Genomic DNA, 15,492 nt, shown 5'->3' on the forward strand with positions numbered 1-15,492 from the left:
TCTTCTCCCGGCGCCTCCCGCCCCCGCTACGGCTTTGCGGTCCAGACGTACGGGACCGTCGTGCCCAGGGTCGCGAAGCCCAGGCGGTCGAGGATCGGGCGGCTGTCGGGGGAGGCGTCGACCTGGAGGTACCGGATGCCGCGGGCCGCCGCGATACGGGCGCGGTGGGCGACCAGGAGGCGGTAGATACCGCGGCCCCGCCACTGCGGCAGGGTGCCGCCGCCCCAGAGGCCGGCGAACGAGGAACCCGGTCGCATCTCCATGCGGGCCGCGCTCACCGGGGTGTCCCCGGCCATCGCCACGACCGCCGCGAGGGTCTCCGGCTCGTCCCTCAGCAGGGTGAGCAGCAGGTGCCGGATCGAGGGGCGCTTCGTCCCGAAGGCCTTCGCGCGGACGTCCATCATCAGGTCGACGCCCGCCTCGTCCGTCACCGTCCGCAGGGTGATCCCCTCCGGCGGTTCCACCGGCAGTGCGGCGAGCTCGTCCACCCGTCCCACCATCAGGGTCTCGGCCGGCTCGGGTACGAAGCCCGCCGCGCGCAGCCGGTCCCCGAGATCCGTCGGCCGGTCGTGGCCGTACAGCTTCCACTCGAACTCGCCGGCCCCCTGCCCCGCGAAGTGGGCCACCTGCGCCGCGATCTGCGCGTCCGCCGTCTGCTCGTCGAGATCCGACCAGAGCACCCCGTTCCACCCGGGACCGGCCGCGGTCTGCCGTACGACCGCCCCCGCACGCTCCACCCGGGCGCCCGCGGTGTCCGGCAGCGCGTCGCGGCGCATCTCCCGGTCGTACGCGGCCCGTACGTTCGCCAGTTCGTCGGCATCCATCGTCATCGGGCCAGCTCACCAGCCGTCGGCACCGCCGCACAACTGCATTAGCCTCACCCCCGTGAACGACGACTCCACCTCCACGGCCTCCACCACCCCCGCCGACTCCGTCTACACCGGCAAGGCCACCCCGGATGCCGCCACCGACCGCGGCTGGCTGCTCGGCCACTTCAAGGACCCCGCCGATCCGCGCCACAGCAAGGACGTGGAGATCAAGTGGGGAGTCCACCCGAAGGGCGACGAGCGGGCCCAGTGGGTGCGGGGCGAGGAGCGCACCGCGCTCCAGGTGCTGATCAGCGGCCGCTTCCGGCTGGAGTTCCCGGGCCGGACGGTCGTCCTCGCCGAGCAGGGCGACTACGTCGTCTGGGGCCGCGGCGTCGACCACTCCTGGTACGCCGAGGAGGACGCGGTGGTACTCACCGTCAGGTGGCCCTCCGTCCCGGGCTACCGGGCCGACGAGCCGGACGGCCCGTCGAACGGCCCGTCGGGCGGATGACCTTGGTCCCGTACCGCCCCGCGCCCCTGTGACGATGCACACGAAACGGGCCAACGATCACGAAACGCTGGGATCGTGGCGGTGTAGACCATCTTGGCCGACCCCCGGGCGATCCCCGGGCCGCCGGCCGGGCCTTCACGAGTTCTAGCGTTCTTTGCATCGGGCAGCCCCGGTAAAGATCCGAACCACCAGGGAGCACGTCCGTTGGCAGTGATCGCACGCTGGTGCCTGCGCCACCGCCTGGTGGCCGTCCTCCTGTGGCTGCTCGCCCTCGGCGGCACGGCCGTGGCCGCGGGGACCGCCGGATCGGCGTTCTCCAACGACTACGAGGTCCCCGGCACCGAGTCCAGCCGCGCCAACGCCCTCCTGCGCGCGGGCTTCCACGGCCAGGGCGGAGACACCGACACCGTCGTGTGGCGGGCCCCGGAGCATCAGAGCGTCCGTACTCCCGCCGTCGAACAGCGCATGGCCAAGGCCCTCGACACCATCGCCGGGCTCCCCGGCGTCGGTTCGGTCGCCGGCCCGTACGGCGCCGGCCCCGAGAGCACCGCACAGATCAGCCCCGACGGGCGGACCGCCTATGCCGTGGTGACGTTCGACCGGCAGGCCGACTCCGTACCCAAGGCGCAGGCCAAGGCCGTCGTCGACACCGCGAAGAACCCCACCACCGAGGCGGACGGACTCCAGGTCGAGCTCGGCGGCCGGGCCGTCGCCCTGACCGAGGCGCCCACCGCCCACCTCGCCGAGGTCATCGGCGTGGCCGTCGCGGCCCTCGTACTCTTCCTCGCCTTCGGCTCGCTCGCCGCGAGCCTGCTGCCCATCGCGACCGCCCTCGTCAGCGTGGGCACCGCGTATTTCGGCATCACCCTGCTCGGGCACGCCATGCCCGTCGCCGACTTCGCCCCGATGCTCGGCACCCTCGTCGGGCTCGGCGTGGGCATCGACTACGCGCTGTTCATCGTGACCCGGCACCGCAAGGGCCTGATGCGCGGCCTGCCGGTCGAGGAGGCCGCCGAGCGGGCCGTCGCGACCACCGGTCGGGCCGTCGTCTTCGCCGGGGCCACCGTCTGCATCGCGCTGCTCGGCATGCTGGTGCTGCGGCTGAACTTCCTGAACGGCGTCGCGATCGCCGCCTCCCTCACGGTGGTGCTGACCGTCGCCGCCTCGGTCACCCTGCTCCCCGCCCTCCTCTCGTACATCGGCATGCGCGCCCTCTCGCGCCGCGAGCGCCGCAGGCTCGCCGCCGAGGGCCCGCGCCCCGAGACTCCCACCGGGTTCGCCGCCCGCTGGTCGGCCTTCGTGGAACGGCACCCCAAGCTGCTCGGCATCGTCGCGACGCTGGTCATGGTGGTCCTGGCACTGCCCGCCCTCTCGCTCCACCTGGGCACCTCCGACCAGGGCAACAACCCCGCGGGCTCCACCACCCGGCAGGCCTACGACCTGCTCGCCGACGGGTTCGGGCCCGGCGTGAACGGCCCGCTCACCGTGGTCTCCCGCCTCGACGGCGCCGGGGACCGGCTCGCCGTCGACCAGCTGGCCGAGGCGCTCCGCAGGACCGACGGCGTCGCCGCCACCGGCCCGGCCGTCTTCAACCGGAGCGGGGACACCGCCGTCCTGACCGTCATCCCGGACTCCGCCCCGCAGTCCCGGGCCACGAGCGAGCTGGTCACGACGCTGCGCGAGAGCGTCATCCCGGCCGCCGGGCAGGGCAACTCCATGACCGTCCACGTCGGCGGGGTGACCGCGGGCTACGACGACTTCGCCGACGTCATCGTCGGGAAACTGCCGTTGTTCGTCGGGGTGGTGATCGCCCTCGGCTGCGTCCTCCTGCTGCTGGCGTTCCGCTCCCTCGGTATCCCGCTCAAGGCGGCCGCCATGAACGTCGCCGCCGTCGCCTCCTCCTTCGGCGTCGTCGTCGCGATCTTCCAGTGGGGCTGGGGCAGTGAGCTGCTGGGCCTGGGCAGCGCCGGCCCGATCGAGCCCTTCCTGCCGGTGATCATGGTGTCGGTCCTCTTCGGGCTGTCCATGGACTACCAGGTGTTCCTGGTCAGCCGGATGTACGAGGAGTGGCTGGAGACCGGCGACAACCGGCGGGCCGTCCGGGTCGGCCTCGCCGAGACCAGCCGGGTGATCAACTCGGCGGCGGTCATCATGATCGCGGTCTTCCTGGCCTTCGTGCTCAGCGGCGACCGGATCATCGCGATGTTCGGCATCGCGCTCGCCTCGGCCGTCGCACTCGACGCCTTCGTGCTGCGCACCCTCCTCGTCCCGGCGCTGATGCACATGCTCGGCAGCGCCAACTGGTGGCTGCCCGCCTGGCTGGACCGCCGGCTGCCCAAGATCAGCATCGAGCCCCCTGAGCGCCGTTCGCGTGCGACACTGCCCGCGCAGCGGCCCGCCGCGGATCCCGCCACGAGCGAGGACGGCGCCGAGCCCGCACCGGCATCCCGGTGATCCGGCAACCCGCCGTATGAGACCCAAGGAAGAACCCGCATGTTCTCGATAGACCTCGCCGACGACGCCCAGCTGTTTCCGCTGGAGGTCTGGCACGCCGAGGAGTTCCTGGCGCACATGGACCGCGGCCGCGCGTTCATCGGCGAGCACATCGTCCTGGCCGACATCGTCACCGACCTCGACTCGGCGCGCGGATTCCTCTCCTCGTACGCGCAGAAGACAGCCGCCGACGGCGGTCGGCTCTACGGCATCCGGGTCGGCGGCACCCTCGTCGGCGGGGTCCTCTTCCGGATCTTCGAGGCCGACTCGGGCAACTGCGAGGTCGGCTGCTGGCTGGAGCCCGAGGCGGCCGGCCGGGGCCTGGTGACCAGCGCCTGCCGCGTCCTGATCGACTGGGCCTTCCGGGAGCGCGGCATGCACCGCGCCGAATGGCACGCGTCCGCCGCCAACCGGAAGAGCCTCGCCGTCGCGGAGCGCCTCGGCATGACCCGTGAGGGCGTCCTGCGCGAGAGCTACCCCCACCGCGGCGTCCGCCAGGACACCGAGATCTGGGCGGTCCTCGCCCACGAGTGGCCGCCGGCCCCCACCGCCTGACACCACCCGCCGCGGCCCCGGTCCGGGGCCTGCGGCCGGCCCGGTCCGAAGGCGCCGGGGCCTTCTCAGAAACCTCTCAGACAAGCCGCCTACGGTGCCCCGCATGGACACCACGAAGACCGCCGACCCGACCGCTCCCGAGGCGGACACCGCCGAGCCCCAGGCCGCCGAGGCCGCCGAGGCCGCCGAGGCCGCCGAGGCCGCCGAGGCCAAGGCTGACCTCAAGGACGCCCCCGCCGCGGAGACCGAGGCCCCCGAGGCCGACCTCTCCGACGAGGACCTCGAGGACGAGCTCCACGACGAGCTCGACGAGACGGAGCAGCGGTCCGAGGGCGTCGGCGCCGCGGCCTCCGCCGTCGTCGCGGCCGGGCTCGGACTCGTCGCCCTCAGCGGAAGCTGGGTCTCGCGCGTCATAGCCGAGCGCCAGACCCTCGTGGGCCAGATCGAGTCGGTCAACGCCGCCACAACCGAGGCGAAGATCGAGGCCCTGTACGGCGACGCCTGGCACATGACCGCCCTCGTCAACGGCGTCATGTCCACTCTCGCCCTGCTGCTCGCCGTCTTCGTGCTGGCCCGCCCCGCCTTCGGCGCCCCCGGCCGCACCCTCCCCGCCTGGGTCCGCGCCGTCTCCTGGGCCGCCGTCGCCCTCGGCGCCCTCGGCGTCCTGCTCTTCGGCCTCATGTACTTCGACATCCTGGCTCCCCTCCCGAAGGCCGCCTAGGACCTCCACCCGCCTGCCTAGGACCCCCTCCTAGGCACTCCCGGCCCGACCCGGGGTCCTTCGGCCGCGGCCTAAGGACCCCTGTCCCGTACAGATGCGGCATGCGCCCGATGTGCCGGCACCCCCTGGGACGCGAATCTTGGATCACACCGAACGAGGTGCCGAGAAACGCGAACCGAGGAGTACGAGATGTTCGAGTACGAGATCGCCACCGCCCGCCGCGCCGACCTCATCCGCGAGGCCGACCGGTACCGCCTGGTCCAGGAGGTCAAGAAGGCTCGCCGCGCCTCCTCGCGCAGCCAGGAACCCGAACGGCAGGTGAGAGGGCAGCGGAGCCGCTTCACGCGTGCCGCGTGACCCGCGCCGCGGACCGCGTGGACTGACACGTGATGAGAAGCGCACTGCCGACGAGTGCCGCCGGCCAGGACTCCTGTGCGATGCTCGGCGACGTGGAGACCAGATCTGTCAGCCCGGTGTTCGTCGGCCGAGCCGACGAACTGGCCGTACTCACCGACGCATTGGCCCGAGCCGAGGGCCGCGAGCCGCAGGCGATGCTCGTCGGGGGCGAGGCCGGGGTCGGAAAGACCCGCCTCACCGAGGAGTTCCTCTGCGAGGCGGCCCGCCGCGGCGCGGTGGTGGCCGTCGGAGGCTGTGTGGAGATCGGGGCGGAGGGCCTTCCCTTCGCCCCGTTCTCGACGGCCCTGCGCACCCTGCACCGGCAGCTCCCCGGGGAGTTGGCGGCCGCAGCCGCGGGCCAGGAGGACGAACTCGCCCGGATCCTTCCCGAACTCGGCGACACCCCCCGCGGACCGCACGACGAGGAGAGCACCGCCCGGCTCTTCGAACTGACGGCCCGGATGCTGGAGCGGCTCGCCGCCGAGCGCACCGTCGTCCTCGTCCTGGAGGACCTGCACTGGGCGGACACCTCCACCCGGCACCTGCTCTCCTATCTCTTCCGCACCCTCGCGAGCGGCCGGCTCGTCGTCGTCGCCACCTACCGGGCCGACGACGTCCACCGCCGCCACCCGCTGCGCCCGCTGCTCGCCGAACTCGACCGGCTCCGCACCGTCCAGCGCATCGAACTGCCCCGCTTCAACCGGGCCGAGGTGCGCCGCCAGCTCGCCGGCATCCTCGCCTCGCAGCCCGACGAGGCCTTCGTGGACTCCGTGTTCGACCGCTCCGACGGCAACGCCTTCTTCGTCGAGGAACTCGCCGCCTGCCAGCGGAGCGGCTGCCAGGCGGGACTCACCGAGTCCCTGCGCGACCTGCTCCTCGTCCGCGTCGAGGTGCTGCCGGACGCCGCCCAGCGCGTGGTGCGCATCGTCGCCGAGGGCGGCTCCACCGTGGAGTACCCGCTCCTGCGCGCCGTCGCCGGGCTCACGGAGGACGAGCTGATCGAGGCCCTGCGGGCCGCCGTCGGCGCCAACATCCTCCTCGCCACCCCCGACGGGGACGGCTACCGCTTCCGCCACTCGCTGGTCCGCGAGGCCGTCAGCGACGACCTGCTGCCCGGCGAGCGCGCCCGCGTCAACCGCCGCTACGCCGAGGCGATGGAAGCCGACGACACGCTGATCCGCGCCGAGGAGCGGATCATCCGGCTGGCCAGCTACTGGTACTGCGCCAACGACGCGGCCAAGGCGCTGCCCGCCGTCCTCGCCGCCTCGGTCGCCGCCCGCCGCCGGCACGCCTACTCCGAGCAGCTGAGCCTGCTGGAACGGGCGTTGGACCTGTGGGAGAGCGCGCCGGAGGAGATCCGCGAGGCGCTGCGCCCGGTGGACTACACCGATGTGTACCCTCCATGCGGCTGCGACCCGGCCACCACCCCGCTGAAGCGGCTCGACCTGCTGGCCGAGGCGACCGTCGCCGCCCGCTTCGGCGGCGAGCGCGAACGCGCCCTCAAGCTCACCAAGACGGCGCTGCGGCTGCTGGAGGACGAGCAGGACCCGCTGCGCGCCGCCTGGTTCTGGACCGAGCGCTCCCGGCTCGTCTCCAGCCTGGCCCGCGGCGACGGCTGGGAGGAACTCGCCAAGGCCCAGGAGCTCGTCAAGGGGCTGCCCCCGTCCCAGGTGCACGCCGAGGTCCTGGTCCGGGCCGCGGGCTGGGGCATGCTCCACAACCCCGGCCCTGGCAACCTCGAAGCCGCGGAACGCGCCGCCGCCTACGCCCGCATGGTCGGGGCCGAGGAGATCGAGCTCAACGCCCGGATCACGGTGGGCTGCCTGCTCACCGACTCCGGCGACGCCGAGCGCGGCCTCGCCGAGATGTTCGCGGTCTGCGAGCGGGCCACCGAACTGGGGTTCGTCATGCTGGCGGGACGTGCACATATCAATCTCACCTCTCAGCTGGAAAGCATGGGCCGGTCCCGCGAAGCCGTGGAACTGGCCGAACAAGGGGTCGAACTCGTCAAGAGGTCACGGCTGCTGGACACCGAGGCCTGGCTCAGCGGGAACATGGCGGAGAGCCTGTACAGCCTCGGCCGCTGGGACGAGGCCGCCGAGGCCGCCCAGCGCGGCCTGAGCGTCGGCCAGAGCGCCGCCCCGCGCGGCTCCGCCTCCGCACGGCTGTCCTACCTGGCCCTGGCCCGCGGCGAACTGACCGAGGCGACCGGCCGGCTCGCGGCCGCCCACGCCCACTTCGGCACCCACGACAGCCAGCCCCAGCACCGCATACCGCTCTACCGCCTCGCCGTCGGCATCGCCGCGGGCGAGGGCCGGATCACCGACGTCCGCGCGGAGATCACCGACGCGCTCGCCTACGGCTTCCCGCCGGGCCACCACCGCTACGCCTGGCCGTTGCTGCTCGCCGCCGCCTCCGCCGAGGCGGACGCCCGCGGCCTCCCGGTCGCCGACGCCGGCCGCGAAGCCGCCCTGCACGTGCTCCGCGCCGCCGCCCGCGCCCTGGCCACCCCCGTGCCCGTGTGGGCCGCCCACGCCGAGTTCTTCCGGGTGGAGCTCAAGCGGGCCGAGGACCGGGACACCGCCGCCGACTGGGCCGGCGTCGAGCAGGCCATCCGCCCGCTGGAACGGCCGTTCCTGCTGGTCCGCGCCCGCCACCGGCTCGCCGAGGCATTGCTGGCCTCCGGCGGCGACCGCGAGCCCGCAGCCGTGGTGCTCCGCGAGGCCTATGCCACCGCGGACCGGCTCGGCTCCCGCAGGCTCCGCGAGGACCTGGCCCTGCTCGCCCAGCGCGCCCGGCTCCCGCTCACCGGGCCCCACGCGCCATCGGCCCTGCCCGCAGCTGCCCCCGACCCCGTCGAGGCCCTGGGCCTGACCAGCCGCGAACGCGACGTCCTGCGCCTGGTCGCGGCGGGCAACAGCAACCGCCAGATCGCCGAGGAGCTGTTCATCTCCCCGAAGACGGCCAGCGTGCACGTCTCGAACATCCTGGCCAAGCTGGGCGTCTCCGGCCGCGGCGAGGCGGCCGCCCTCGCCCACCGGCTGCGGCTCTTCGTGCCCCTCACTCCCGCGGGGACGGCTCCGCCGGGCGTATGAGGACCTTGCCGGAGTCCAGGTCTATCGGACCGCGTCCCGGATCGCCGTCGTTCACGTCGGTCCGGGACAGTTCCAGCCGCTTCTTCTCCTCGTCCGTGTGCTTGCGTCCCGGGTTGAAGAGCTCCTCGATCATGTTGAACACCGCGCCCACCGTGCCTTTCGCCCCCCACCAGGGCTCTGTCGGTTACCGCACCGTCAGTGTCAGGATCCTGTCGTCGCCCGCCTCCGGCGAGCCGCGCCCGTCGGTCTCGCTCGTGACCAGCAGCAGTCTGTCCCCGCCGAGGGCGATCACCGTGCGCAGCCGGCCGTACTTGCCCGACAGGAAGGCCTCCGGCTCTGCGACCGGCTTCGCCCCGGCGAGCGGGATCCGCCACAGCCGCTCGCCCTTCAGCCCGGCCATCCACACCGAGCCCTGCGCCCAGGCGATCCCGCTCGGCGAGGCCTCGTCGGTCTTCCACACGGCCACCGGATCGCGCAGGCCCGGCTTGCCGGCCTTCCCCTCGGCCTCCGGCCAGCCGTAGTTCGCGCCGGGCTCGATCAGATTCAGCTCGTCCCAGGTGTTCTGGCCGAACTCGGCCGCCCACAGCCGTTTGTCCTTGTCCCAGGCCAGGCCCTGCACATTGCGGTGCCCATAGGAGTACACGACCGAATCGGCCTCGGGATTCCCGTGCACCGGCTGCCCGTCCGGGGTCATCCGCAGGATCTTGCCGCCCAGCGACTTCTTGTCCTGCGCCAGCCCGGTGTCGCCGGTCTCGCCCGTCCCCGCGTAGAGCATCTTGTCCGGGCCGAAGGCGATCCGGCCGCCGTTGTGGATCAGTCCCTTGGGAATGCCCCGGAACACCGTGTCCGGCGCGCCCAGTTGCTGGCCGGGATCCCGCTGCTCGTCGTACCGCATCCGGGCGATGCGGTTGTCGGACTCCGTCGTGAAGTACGCGTACACCATCCGGTCCGAGGCGTACGAGGGCGACAGTGCGAGCCCCAGCAGCCCGCCCTCGCCGCCCGGGGCCACCCCGGGCACCTTGCCGATCTGCGTCACCGTGCCGGTGGCCTGCGCGACCCTGCTGATCGTCCCCTTGTCCCGCGAGGCGACCAGCAGGTCCCCGTCGGGCAGCGGAGCCACGCCCCACGGGGACTCCAGGCCCTTGGCGACCTCGCCCGCCACCGTCACGGAGCCCTTGGCCGGCGGCGCGGCCTCCGCGGAAGCGGACGGGGAGCCCGCGGGACCGGACCCCGGTGCGGCGGGTGACGCGCCCGGTGGTGACGTGCCCGGCTTGGCGGCGGGGGAGCCCGCCGGTGCGCAGCCCGCTGCGAGCAGAGCCCCGCATCCCGCCAGGGCGAACGCCGCCAGCACTCCGCGGGTCCGGGTGCGCGGGCCCTCGTACCGCTCGTACCCCTTGTGTGCCTGTCCGTCTCGCATCGTCCTGCTCCCCTCCGGTCGGCGATCGCGCCCTTCACCTGTCTCAACAGCTGCGGCACTTCCCGAAGTTCCGACGCTCGTACACCCGATCGAGTGGTTGTCCCGAGCTCGGCACCGGGTTCGCTCCCGGCTCGTTCCCGGCTCTCTCCCCGGTCCGCGCCGGGGTCAGTCCCAGGCTCCCACCGCCGCCGGCAGCGCCGCGATCTCGGCCAGGTCCCCGCCCGTCAGCCGCAGCCGGGCCGCCCCCGCGTTCTCCGCCGCCCAGTACGCCCGGTCGGCCCCCGGCACCGGCACCACCTGCGGCCCCTGCGCCAGCACCCACGCCAGTGCCACCTGCGCCGCCGTCACCTGCGGCCCGAGCCGCCGCGCCACCCGCCGCAACCCCGCCACCAGCACCTGGTTCGCGGCCATCGACTCCGCCGTGAACCGCGGGTGCCGGGCCCGCACGTCCTCCCACTCGAAGCCCTCGCCCGGCCGGAGCGTCCCGGTCAGGAACCCGCTGCCCAGCGGCATCGCCGCCAGGAACCCCACCCCGCGCGCCGCGCACCACGGCAGCAGCCGCCGCACCGCCTCCGGGGACCACACCGACAGCTCCGCCTGCACCGCGCTCACCGGGAACACCTGCTGGACCCGCTCCAGGTGCCCCAAGGTCACCTCGTACGCCCGGTCCCCGCGCCGCCCCGCCCCCGGCCCGGCGCCCGCCCCCAGCGCGCAGAACCCGAGCGCCCGCACCTTCCCGGCACCGACCAGCTCCGCCATCGCCCCCCAGGTCTCCTCGACCGGGACCTCCGGATCCACCCGGTGCAGCTGGTAGAGGTCTATGACGTCCGTCCGCAGCCGCCGCAGCGAGGCGTCGCAGGCCCGCCGCACGTACCCGGGCCGCCCGTCCGCCACCACGTGCTGCTCGCCCGCCCGCAGCCCCACCTTGGCGGACACGAACGCGTCCGCGCGCCGCTCCCGCAGCACCCGCCCCAGCAGCAGCTCGTTGGTGAACGGCCCGTACATGTCGGCGGTGTCCAGCAGGTTCGCCCCGAGGTCCAGCGCCGTGTGCACCGTGGCCAGCGACTCCGCCCCGCGGCGCCGCGCGGGCGCGTACGCCCAGCTCATCGGCATGCACCCGAGCCCGACGGCGCCCACCGCCAGCGCCCCCGCCCCGATCGACCTGCGCTCCACCCGTGCGTCCCCCTCCCGGTCCGGAAAACAAACTAACGGCTTGATCAGGATCCATTGGCCTTGGCATAGCCTCCTGGTCATGGATGCAAAGACTGCGGACGTCTGGCTGCCCTTCCCCGCCGAGGAGATCGAGGGCCTTCCCGACGCCTTCACCTACCGCCGGTGGGACGGTGAGGACGCCTTCCCGGCCGATCCGGCCGCCTGCGTCTTCTACGTCGCCCCGTACATGAAGTCCGCCGAGGTCACCCTGCGCCCCCTGGCCGGCATGCCGAACCTCGAAGTCGTCCAGACGCTGACCGCGGGCATGGACCACGTCATGGGCGGCCTCGACCTGCTGCGTCCCGGCGTACGGCTGTGCAACGCGCGCGGCGTCCACGAGGCGAGCACCGCCGAGCTGGCGCTCACCCTCACCCTCGCCTCGCTGCGCGGCATCCCGGGGATGGTGCGCGGCCAGGACCGCGAGGAGTGGCGCTCCGGCTTCTACGACGCCCTCGCCGACAAGTCCGTGCTGATCGTCGGCTACGGATCGATCGGCGCGGCCATCGAGGACCGGCTCGCCCCCTTCGAGTGCGCGCGGGTGGTACGGGTCGCACGCTCGGAGCGCACCACCACGCACGGGCCCGTGCACGCTCAAGCCGAACTGCCCCGGCTGCTCCCCGAGGCCGACGTGGTGATCCTCTCCACCCCGCTGACCGACGCGACGCGGGGCCTGGCGGACGCCGCGTTCCTCGCCCGGATGAAGGACGGCGCCCTGCTGGTGAACGTGGCGCGCGGTCCCGTCGCCGACACGGGCGCCCTGCTGGCGGAGCTGGAGTCGGGCCGGCTGCGCGCGGCGCTCGACGTCACCGACCCGGAACCGCTGCCCGTCGGCCATCCGCTCTGGCATGCTCCGAACGTCCTGATCACGCCTCACGTGGGTGGCAGCAGCACGGCGTTCGCGCCGCGGGCAAGGCGCCTGGTGGCCCGCCAGCTCCACCGGTTCGCCGCCGGGGAGCCCGTGGAGAACACGGTCCTGATCACCGACTGACGCGCAATGCGCACGCTCCGCATCCGTCCGGACGCACACAGTGGCAACAACTCCCCGCGTGGTAACGGAGAGTAGACCATCTATGTCCCTGAGTGACGAAAGTGGTGTATCGTCCGGAACAAGGGGCTGCAGCGCTTTCGTCTGGCGCTGGGGAGTGATCGGACACTTTGGGGGGCGACGGGCGATGCGCGGCCAATGGACGATGGATCCGATGCGGCACAGCCGCCGGAGGCGACACTGCCGGGACTGGGCGCCGGAACCAGCCAGCGAGGGGGACCGGTGAGTGCCCCGGGGGCGGCGCTGCTGACCAAGCCGCCCGTTTCGGGCGGCGGCGGCAGGAGCCTGGCGATGCAGCTGCTCCTCGCAATGATCAGCGGTGGGTACGCCGTCGGCGCCGCCCTCGGCTGGGGCTCCGAGGAACTCGCTGAGATCATGGGCGATTTCGGGCTCAGCGCCGCCGCGTTACTCGCCGCCGTCTCCTGCTACACGTACGCGCGGACGATCGACAGCCGCGAGCGCCCGGCCTGGCTGCTCTTCGCGGTCTCCTCCCTCATGGGAGCCTGCGGCAACGGCGTCTGGGGCTGGTACGAAGTGGTCCTCGGCGAGGTCGTGCCGAAGCCCTCGCTCGCCGACTTCGCGTTCCTCTGCTTCGCGCCGCCCGCCATCGTGGGCCTGCTCGTCCTCGCCAAACGCCCGGTCACCCGCGCCGGCTGGGTCTGCCTCGGGCTCGACTCCTGGCTCATCGGCGGCTCCCTGCTCACCCTGTCCTGGAGCCTGGCCCTCGCGCACGCGGCGCGGACCGCCCAGTCCGGGGCCCCCGGCAGCGTCCCGCGCGCCGCGCTCTCGCTCGCCTACCCGCTGCTGGACATCGCGCTCGTCTCCATGGTGCTCGTCCTGCACTTCCGGCGCTCCGAGGCCAACCGCTCGGCCGTGAACACCGCCATCGCGGCCCTGGCCCTGACCGTGCTCAGCGACGCCCTGTTCACCTCGCCGCTGCTCAGCGCCGAGTACCAGTCCGGTCAGCTGCTCGACGCCGGCTGGTTCGCCGGCTCGCTGCTGCTCGCCTACGCGCCCTGGGGGGCCCGGCGCGCCCATCCGGACCCGGGGACGCCGGGGCTGCCGCGCGCCGAGCGCCCGGTCAGCCGTCCCATCACCGGCTCGCTGCCCGCCCTCACGCCGTACCTCGCGGCTGCCGTCTGCACCCTGGGCATCCTGTACAACGTGGTGGACGGCCGGAAGGTCGACCGCGTCGTCGTCTTCACCGGCTGCACGGTGGTGCTCGCCCTCGTCATCCGGCAGGGCATCATGCTCATCGACAACATCGCGCTGACGCAGGAACTCGCCCAGAAGGAGAACCACTTCCGCTCCCTGGTCCAGGGCTCCAGCGACGTCATCATGATCGCCGCCCCCACCGGGACCCTGCGGTACGTCAGCCCCGCGGCCGCCGGGGTCTACGGGCGCGAGGCCGAGGAGCTCGTCGGCACCGAGCTCGCCACCCTGATCCACCCGCACGACCTGGGCCGGGTGGTCCACGAGGTACGCCGCTTCCTCGCCGCGCCGCCCGCCGAGGAGCCGACCACCCGCATCGAATGCCGCTTCAAGTCCGGCAGCGGCGAATGGCTGAATGTGGAGTCCACCGTCAACCGCCACCAGGGCGGCCTCATCCTCAACAGCCGCGACGTCACCGAGCGGGTCCGCCTCCAGGCGCAGCTCCAGCACAGCGCCGAGCACGATCCGCTGACCGACCTGCCCAACCGGGCCCTGTTCACCCGCCGGGTCCGCCAGGCCCTGACCGGCCGGCGCGCGGGGGACCGCAGCTCCGCCGTGCTCTTCATCGACCTCGACGGGTTCAAGGCGGTCAACGACACCATCGGCCACCAGGCGGGCGACGAGCTGCTGATCGAGGCCGCGCGCCGGCTCCAGGACTCGGTGCGTGCCGGGGACACCGCCGCCCGGCTCGGCGGCGACGAGTTCGCGGCGCTGATCCTGGGCGACGGCAGCCGCGACCGCAGCGCCCGCGAGTACCAGGTGCGCGAGATCGCGGACCGGCTGCGCACCACGCTGTCCCAGCCGTACCGGATCGCCGGCAGCGACGTCCGGGTCGCCGCCAGCATCGGCGTGGCCTTCGCCGACCCCGGCATCACCCTTTCGGACCTCATGCGCAACGCGGACCTCGCGATGTACCGCGCCAAGGCGGGCGGCAAGGACCGGGTCGAGCTGTACGCGCCCCAGATGCAGGCCGAGGTCGTACGGAAGGCGGAGCTCGCCGGGCGGCTGCGCACCGCGCTCCACGACGGGGAGTTCGCCCTGCTGCACCAGCCGGTCGTCTCCCTGGCGACCGGCGAGGTCACGGCCGTGGCGGCGCAGGCCCGCTGGCGCTCGGCCCAGGGGATCCTGTTCACCCCGGCGGAATTCCTCCGGGTGGCCGAGTACAGCGAGGGCGCCGCGGCGGGGTCCGACGGCCGCTCCGGCCTCCCCGCGGGCATGCCCACCCGGGCCGCCGAGCTGGGGCACTGGCTGCTGGAGGAGGCCGTGGCGCAGGCCGCCGAGCGGCACCGCATCGGGCACGACGTACCGGTGGCCGTACGGATGAGCGCCCAGCGGCTGCTGGACCGGGCCGCGCCGCTCGGCTCCGTGGAGGCCCTGCTGACCCGGCACGGGCTGCCGTCCGGGGCCCTCGTGATCGAACTGACCGTGTCAGACCCCAGGGTCCCCTTCGACGAGCTGGAGCGGCGCCTGGCGGCCCTGCGCCGGCTCGGGGTCCTGATCTCCCTGGACGGCTTCGGCAGCGGCTACGCGGCCATCAGCGCCCTGCGCAGACTCCCCGTGGACATCCTGAAGCTGGACCGGGGCCTGGTCGAGGGCGTGGTCGAATCCGCCCGCCTCCACAAGATCACTGCTGGTTTGTTGCGCATTGCAAATGATTTGGGCATGCAGTCGGTGGCCGACGGGGCGGACCTCCCCGAGCAGGTCATGGCGCTGCGCGCGATGGGGTGCACACACGGCCAGGGAGTGGCTTTTTCCGGCCCACTCGACGAGTACAGGCTGCGCCGCGCGCTGGTGCGCGGTACGTTCCCAGTACCGGGCGGAGCGGCCCAGCCCGCCTTGGCCGGTGGTTCGTCCGGGGGCTCGATGGCCATCCGCAGAGGCTCACATAATGAGACGCCCGTCCCACCCGCTTGACATCCCCCTCCCGCCGGAGGGAGGGTCAGTGCCATGCGCACCCGAATTCTCGTACTTGGAAAGCGCGTCGGCTGAAGCTGGGACCTGCATGTCCCCGCTCCGCACACCCGAC

12 protein-coding genes are annotated in these 15,492 nt (G+C 73.3%); 8 read left to right on the plus strand and 4 right to left on the minus strand.

Annotation, left to right across the window (positions count from 1 at the left end; genetic code table 11):
• Positions 1–26: 26 nt before the first annotated feature.
• Positions 27–824: a GNAT family N-acetyltransferase gene (locus OG509_RS26490; RefSeq protein WP_406187692.1), complete on the minus strand. Its 798-nt coding sequence runs from the start codon at positions 822–824 to the stop codon at positions 27–29.
• 61 nt (positions 825–885) lie between these two features.
• On the opposite strand from OG509_RS26490, the gene OG509_RS26495 reads away from it, so the two are divergent.
• From OG509_RS26495 to OG509_RS26520, 6 genes are all read left to right on the plus strand, one after another.
• Positions 886–1,320, plus strand: coding sequence for a signal peptidase I (locus tag OG509_RS26495; RefSeq protein ID WP_406185015.1), 435 nt, complete (start codon positions 886–888; stop codon positions 1,318–1,320).
• A gap of 204 nt (positions 1,321–1,524) precedes the next feature.
• Positions 1,525–3,774 (plus strand): MMPL family transporter, encoded by a 2,250-nt coding sequence (locus tag OG509_RS26500; RefSeq protein ID WP_406185016.1) that lies wholly within the window; start codon positions 1,525–1,527, stop codon positions 3,772–3,774.
• A 39-nt stretch (positions 3,775–3,813) separates the two neighbouring features.
• On the plus strand, positions 3,814–4,368 hold the full coding sequence (locus OG509_RS26505; protein WP_406185018.1) for a GNAT family N-acetyltransferase: 555 nt from the start codon (positions 3,814–3,816) through the stop codon (positions 4,366–4,368).
• Positions 4,369–4,471: 103 nt separating this feature from the next.
• A complete protein-coding gene (locus OG509_RS26510) occupies positions 4,472–5,089 on the plus strand; it encodes a hypothetical protein (RefSeq protein WP_406185019.1) in 618 nt (205 codons plus the stop codon).
• A 189-nt stretch (positions 5,090–5,278) separates the two neighbouring features.
• Positions 5,279–5,446, plus strand: coding sequence for a hypothetical protein (locus OG509_RS26515; protein ID WP_406185021.1), 168 nt, complete (start codon positions 5,279–5,281; stop codon positions 5,444–5,446).
• A gap of 80 nt (positions 5,447–5,526) precedes the next feature.
• On the plus strand, positions 5,527–8,580 hold the full coding sequence (locus tag OG509_RS26520) for an AAA family ATPase (protein ID WP_406187693.1): 3,054 nt from the start codon (positions 5,527–5,529) through the stop codon (positions 8,578–8,580).
• Here the strand turns inward: OG509_RS26520 and OG509_RS26525 are convergent.
• From OG509_RS26525 to OG509_RS26535, 3 genes are all read right to left on the minus strand, one after another.
• On the minus strand, positions 8,546–8,713 hold the full coding sequence (locus tag OG509_RS26525; protein ID WP_385581397.1) for a DUF6191 domain-containing protein: 168 nt from the start codon (positions 8,711–8,713) through the stop codon (positions 8,546–8,548). The genes OG509_RS26520 and OG509_RS26525 overlap by 35 nt on opposite strands.
• 51 nt (positions 8,714–8,764) lie before the next feature.
• Positions 8,765–9,997 carry a PQQ-dependent sugar dehydrogenase gene (locus OG509_RS26530; RefSeq protein ID WP_406185023.1) on the minus strand — a complete coding sequence of 411 codons (1,233 nt, stop codon included), beginning with the start codon at positions 9,995–9,997 and terminating at the stop codon, positions 8,765–8,767.
• A gap of 165 nt (positions 9,998–10,162) precedes the next feature.
• On the minus strand, positions 10,163–11,170 hold the full coding sequence (locus OG509_RS26535; protein ID WP_406185024.1) for an aldo/keto reductase: 1,008 nt from the start codon (positions 11,168–11,170) through the stop codon (positions 10,163–10,165).
• A 79-nt stretch (positions 11,171–11,249) separates the two neighbouring features.
• Between OG509_RS26535 and OG509_RS26540 the strand changes: the two genes are divergently transcribed.
• Together OG509_RS26540 and OG509_RS26545 are read left to right on the plus strand one after the other, a co-directional pair.
• Positions 11,250–12,197: a 2-hydroxyacid dehydrogenase gene (locus OG509_RS26540; RefSeq protein WP_406185025.1), complete on the plus strand. Its 948-nt coding sequence runs from the start codon at positions 11,250–11,252 to the stop codon at positions 12,195–12,197.
• 348 nt (positions 12,198–12,545) lie between these two features.
• A complete protein-coding gene (locus OG509_RS26545; RefSeq protein WP_406187694.1) occupies positions 12,546–15,380 on the plus strand; it encodes a putative bifunctional diguanylate cyclase/phosphodiesterase in 2,835 nt (944 codons plus the stop codon).
• The last annotated feature ends 112 nt before the right edge of the window (positions 15,381–15,492 follow it).

The organism is Streptomyces sp. NBC_01006, from assembly GCF_045162725.1.
Classification (GTDB): domain Bacteria; phylum Actinomycetota; class Actinomycetes; order Streptomycetales; family Streptomycetaceae; genus Streptomyces.

Bases quoted from the DNA above. Each gene is read 5' to 3' on its own strand.
- OG509_RS26490 (WP_406187692.1), bottom strand. From the start codon at position 824: ATGGATGCCGACGAACTGGCGAACGTACGGGCCGCGTACGACCGGGAG.
- OG509_RS26505 (WP_406185018.1), top strand. From the start codon at position 3,814: ATGTTCTCGATAGACCTCGCCGACGACGCCCAGCTGTTTCCGCTGGAG.
- OG509_RS26510 (WP_406185019.1), top strand. From the start codon at position 4,472: ATGGACACCACGAAGACCGCCGACCCGACCGCTCCCGAGGCGGACACC.
- OG509_RS26515 (WP_406185021.1), top strand. From the start codon at position 5,279: ATGTTCGAGTACGAGATCGCCACCGCCCGCCGCGCCGACCTCATCCGC.
- OG509_RS26520 (WP_406187693.1), top strand. From the start codon at position 5,527: ATGCTCGGCGACGTGGAGACCAGATCTGTCAGCCCGGTGTTCGTCGGC.
- OG509_RS26525 (WP_385581397.1), bottom strand. From the start codon at position 8,713: ATGATCGAGGAGCTCTTCAACCCGGGACGCAAGCACACGGACGAGGAG.
- OG509_RS26530 (WP_406185023.1), bottom strand. From the start codon at position 9,997: ATGCGAGACGGACAGGCACACAAGGGGTACGAGCGGTACGAGGGCCCG.
- OG509_RS26540 (WP_406185025.1), top strand. From the start codon at position 11,250: ATGGATGCAAAGACTGCGGACGTCTGGCTGCCCTTCCCCGCCGAGGAG.
- OG509_RS26545 (WP_406187694.1), top strand. From the start codon at position 12,546: ATGCAGCTGCTCCTCGCAATGATCAGCGGTGGGTACGCCGTCGGCGCC.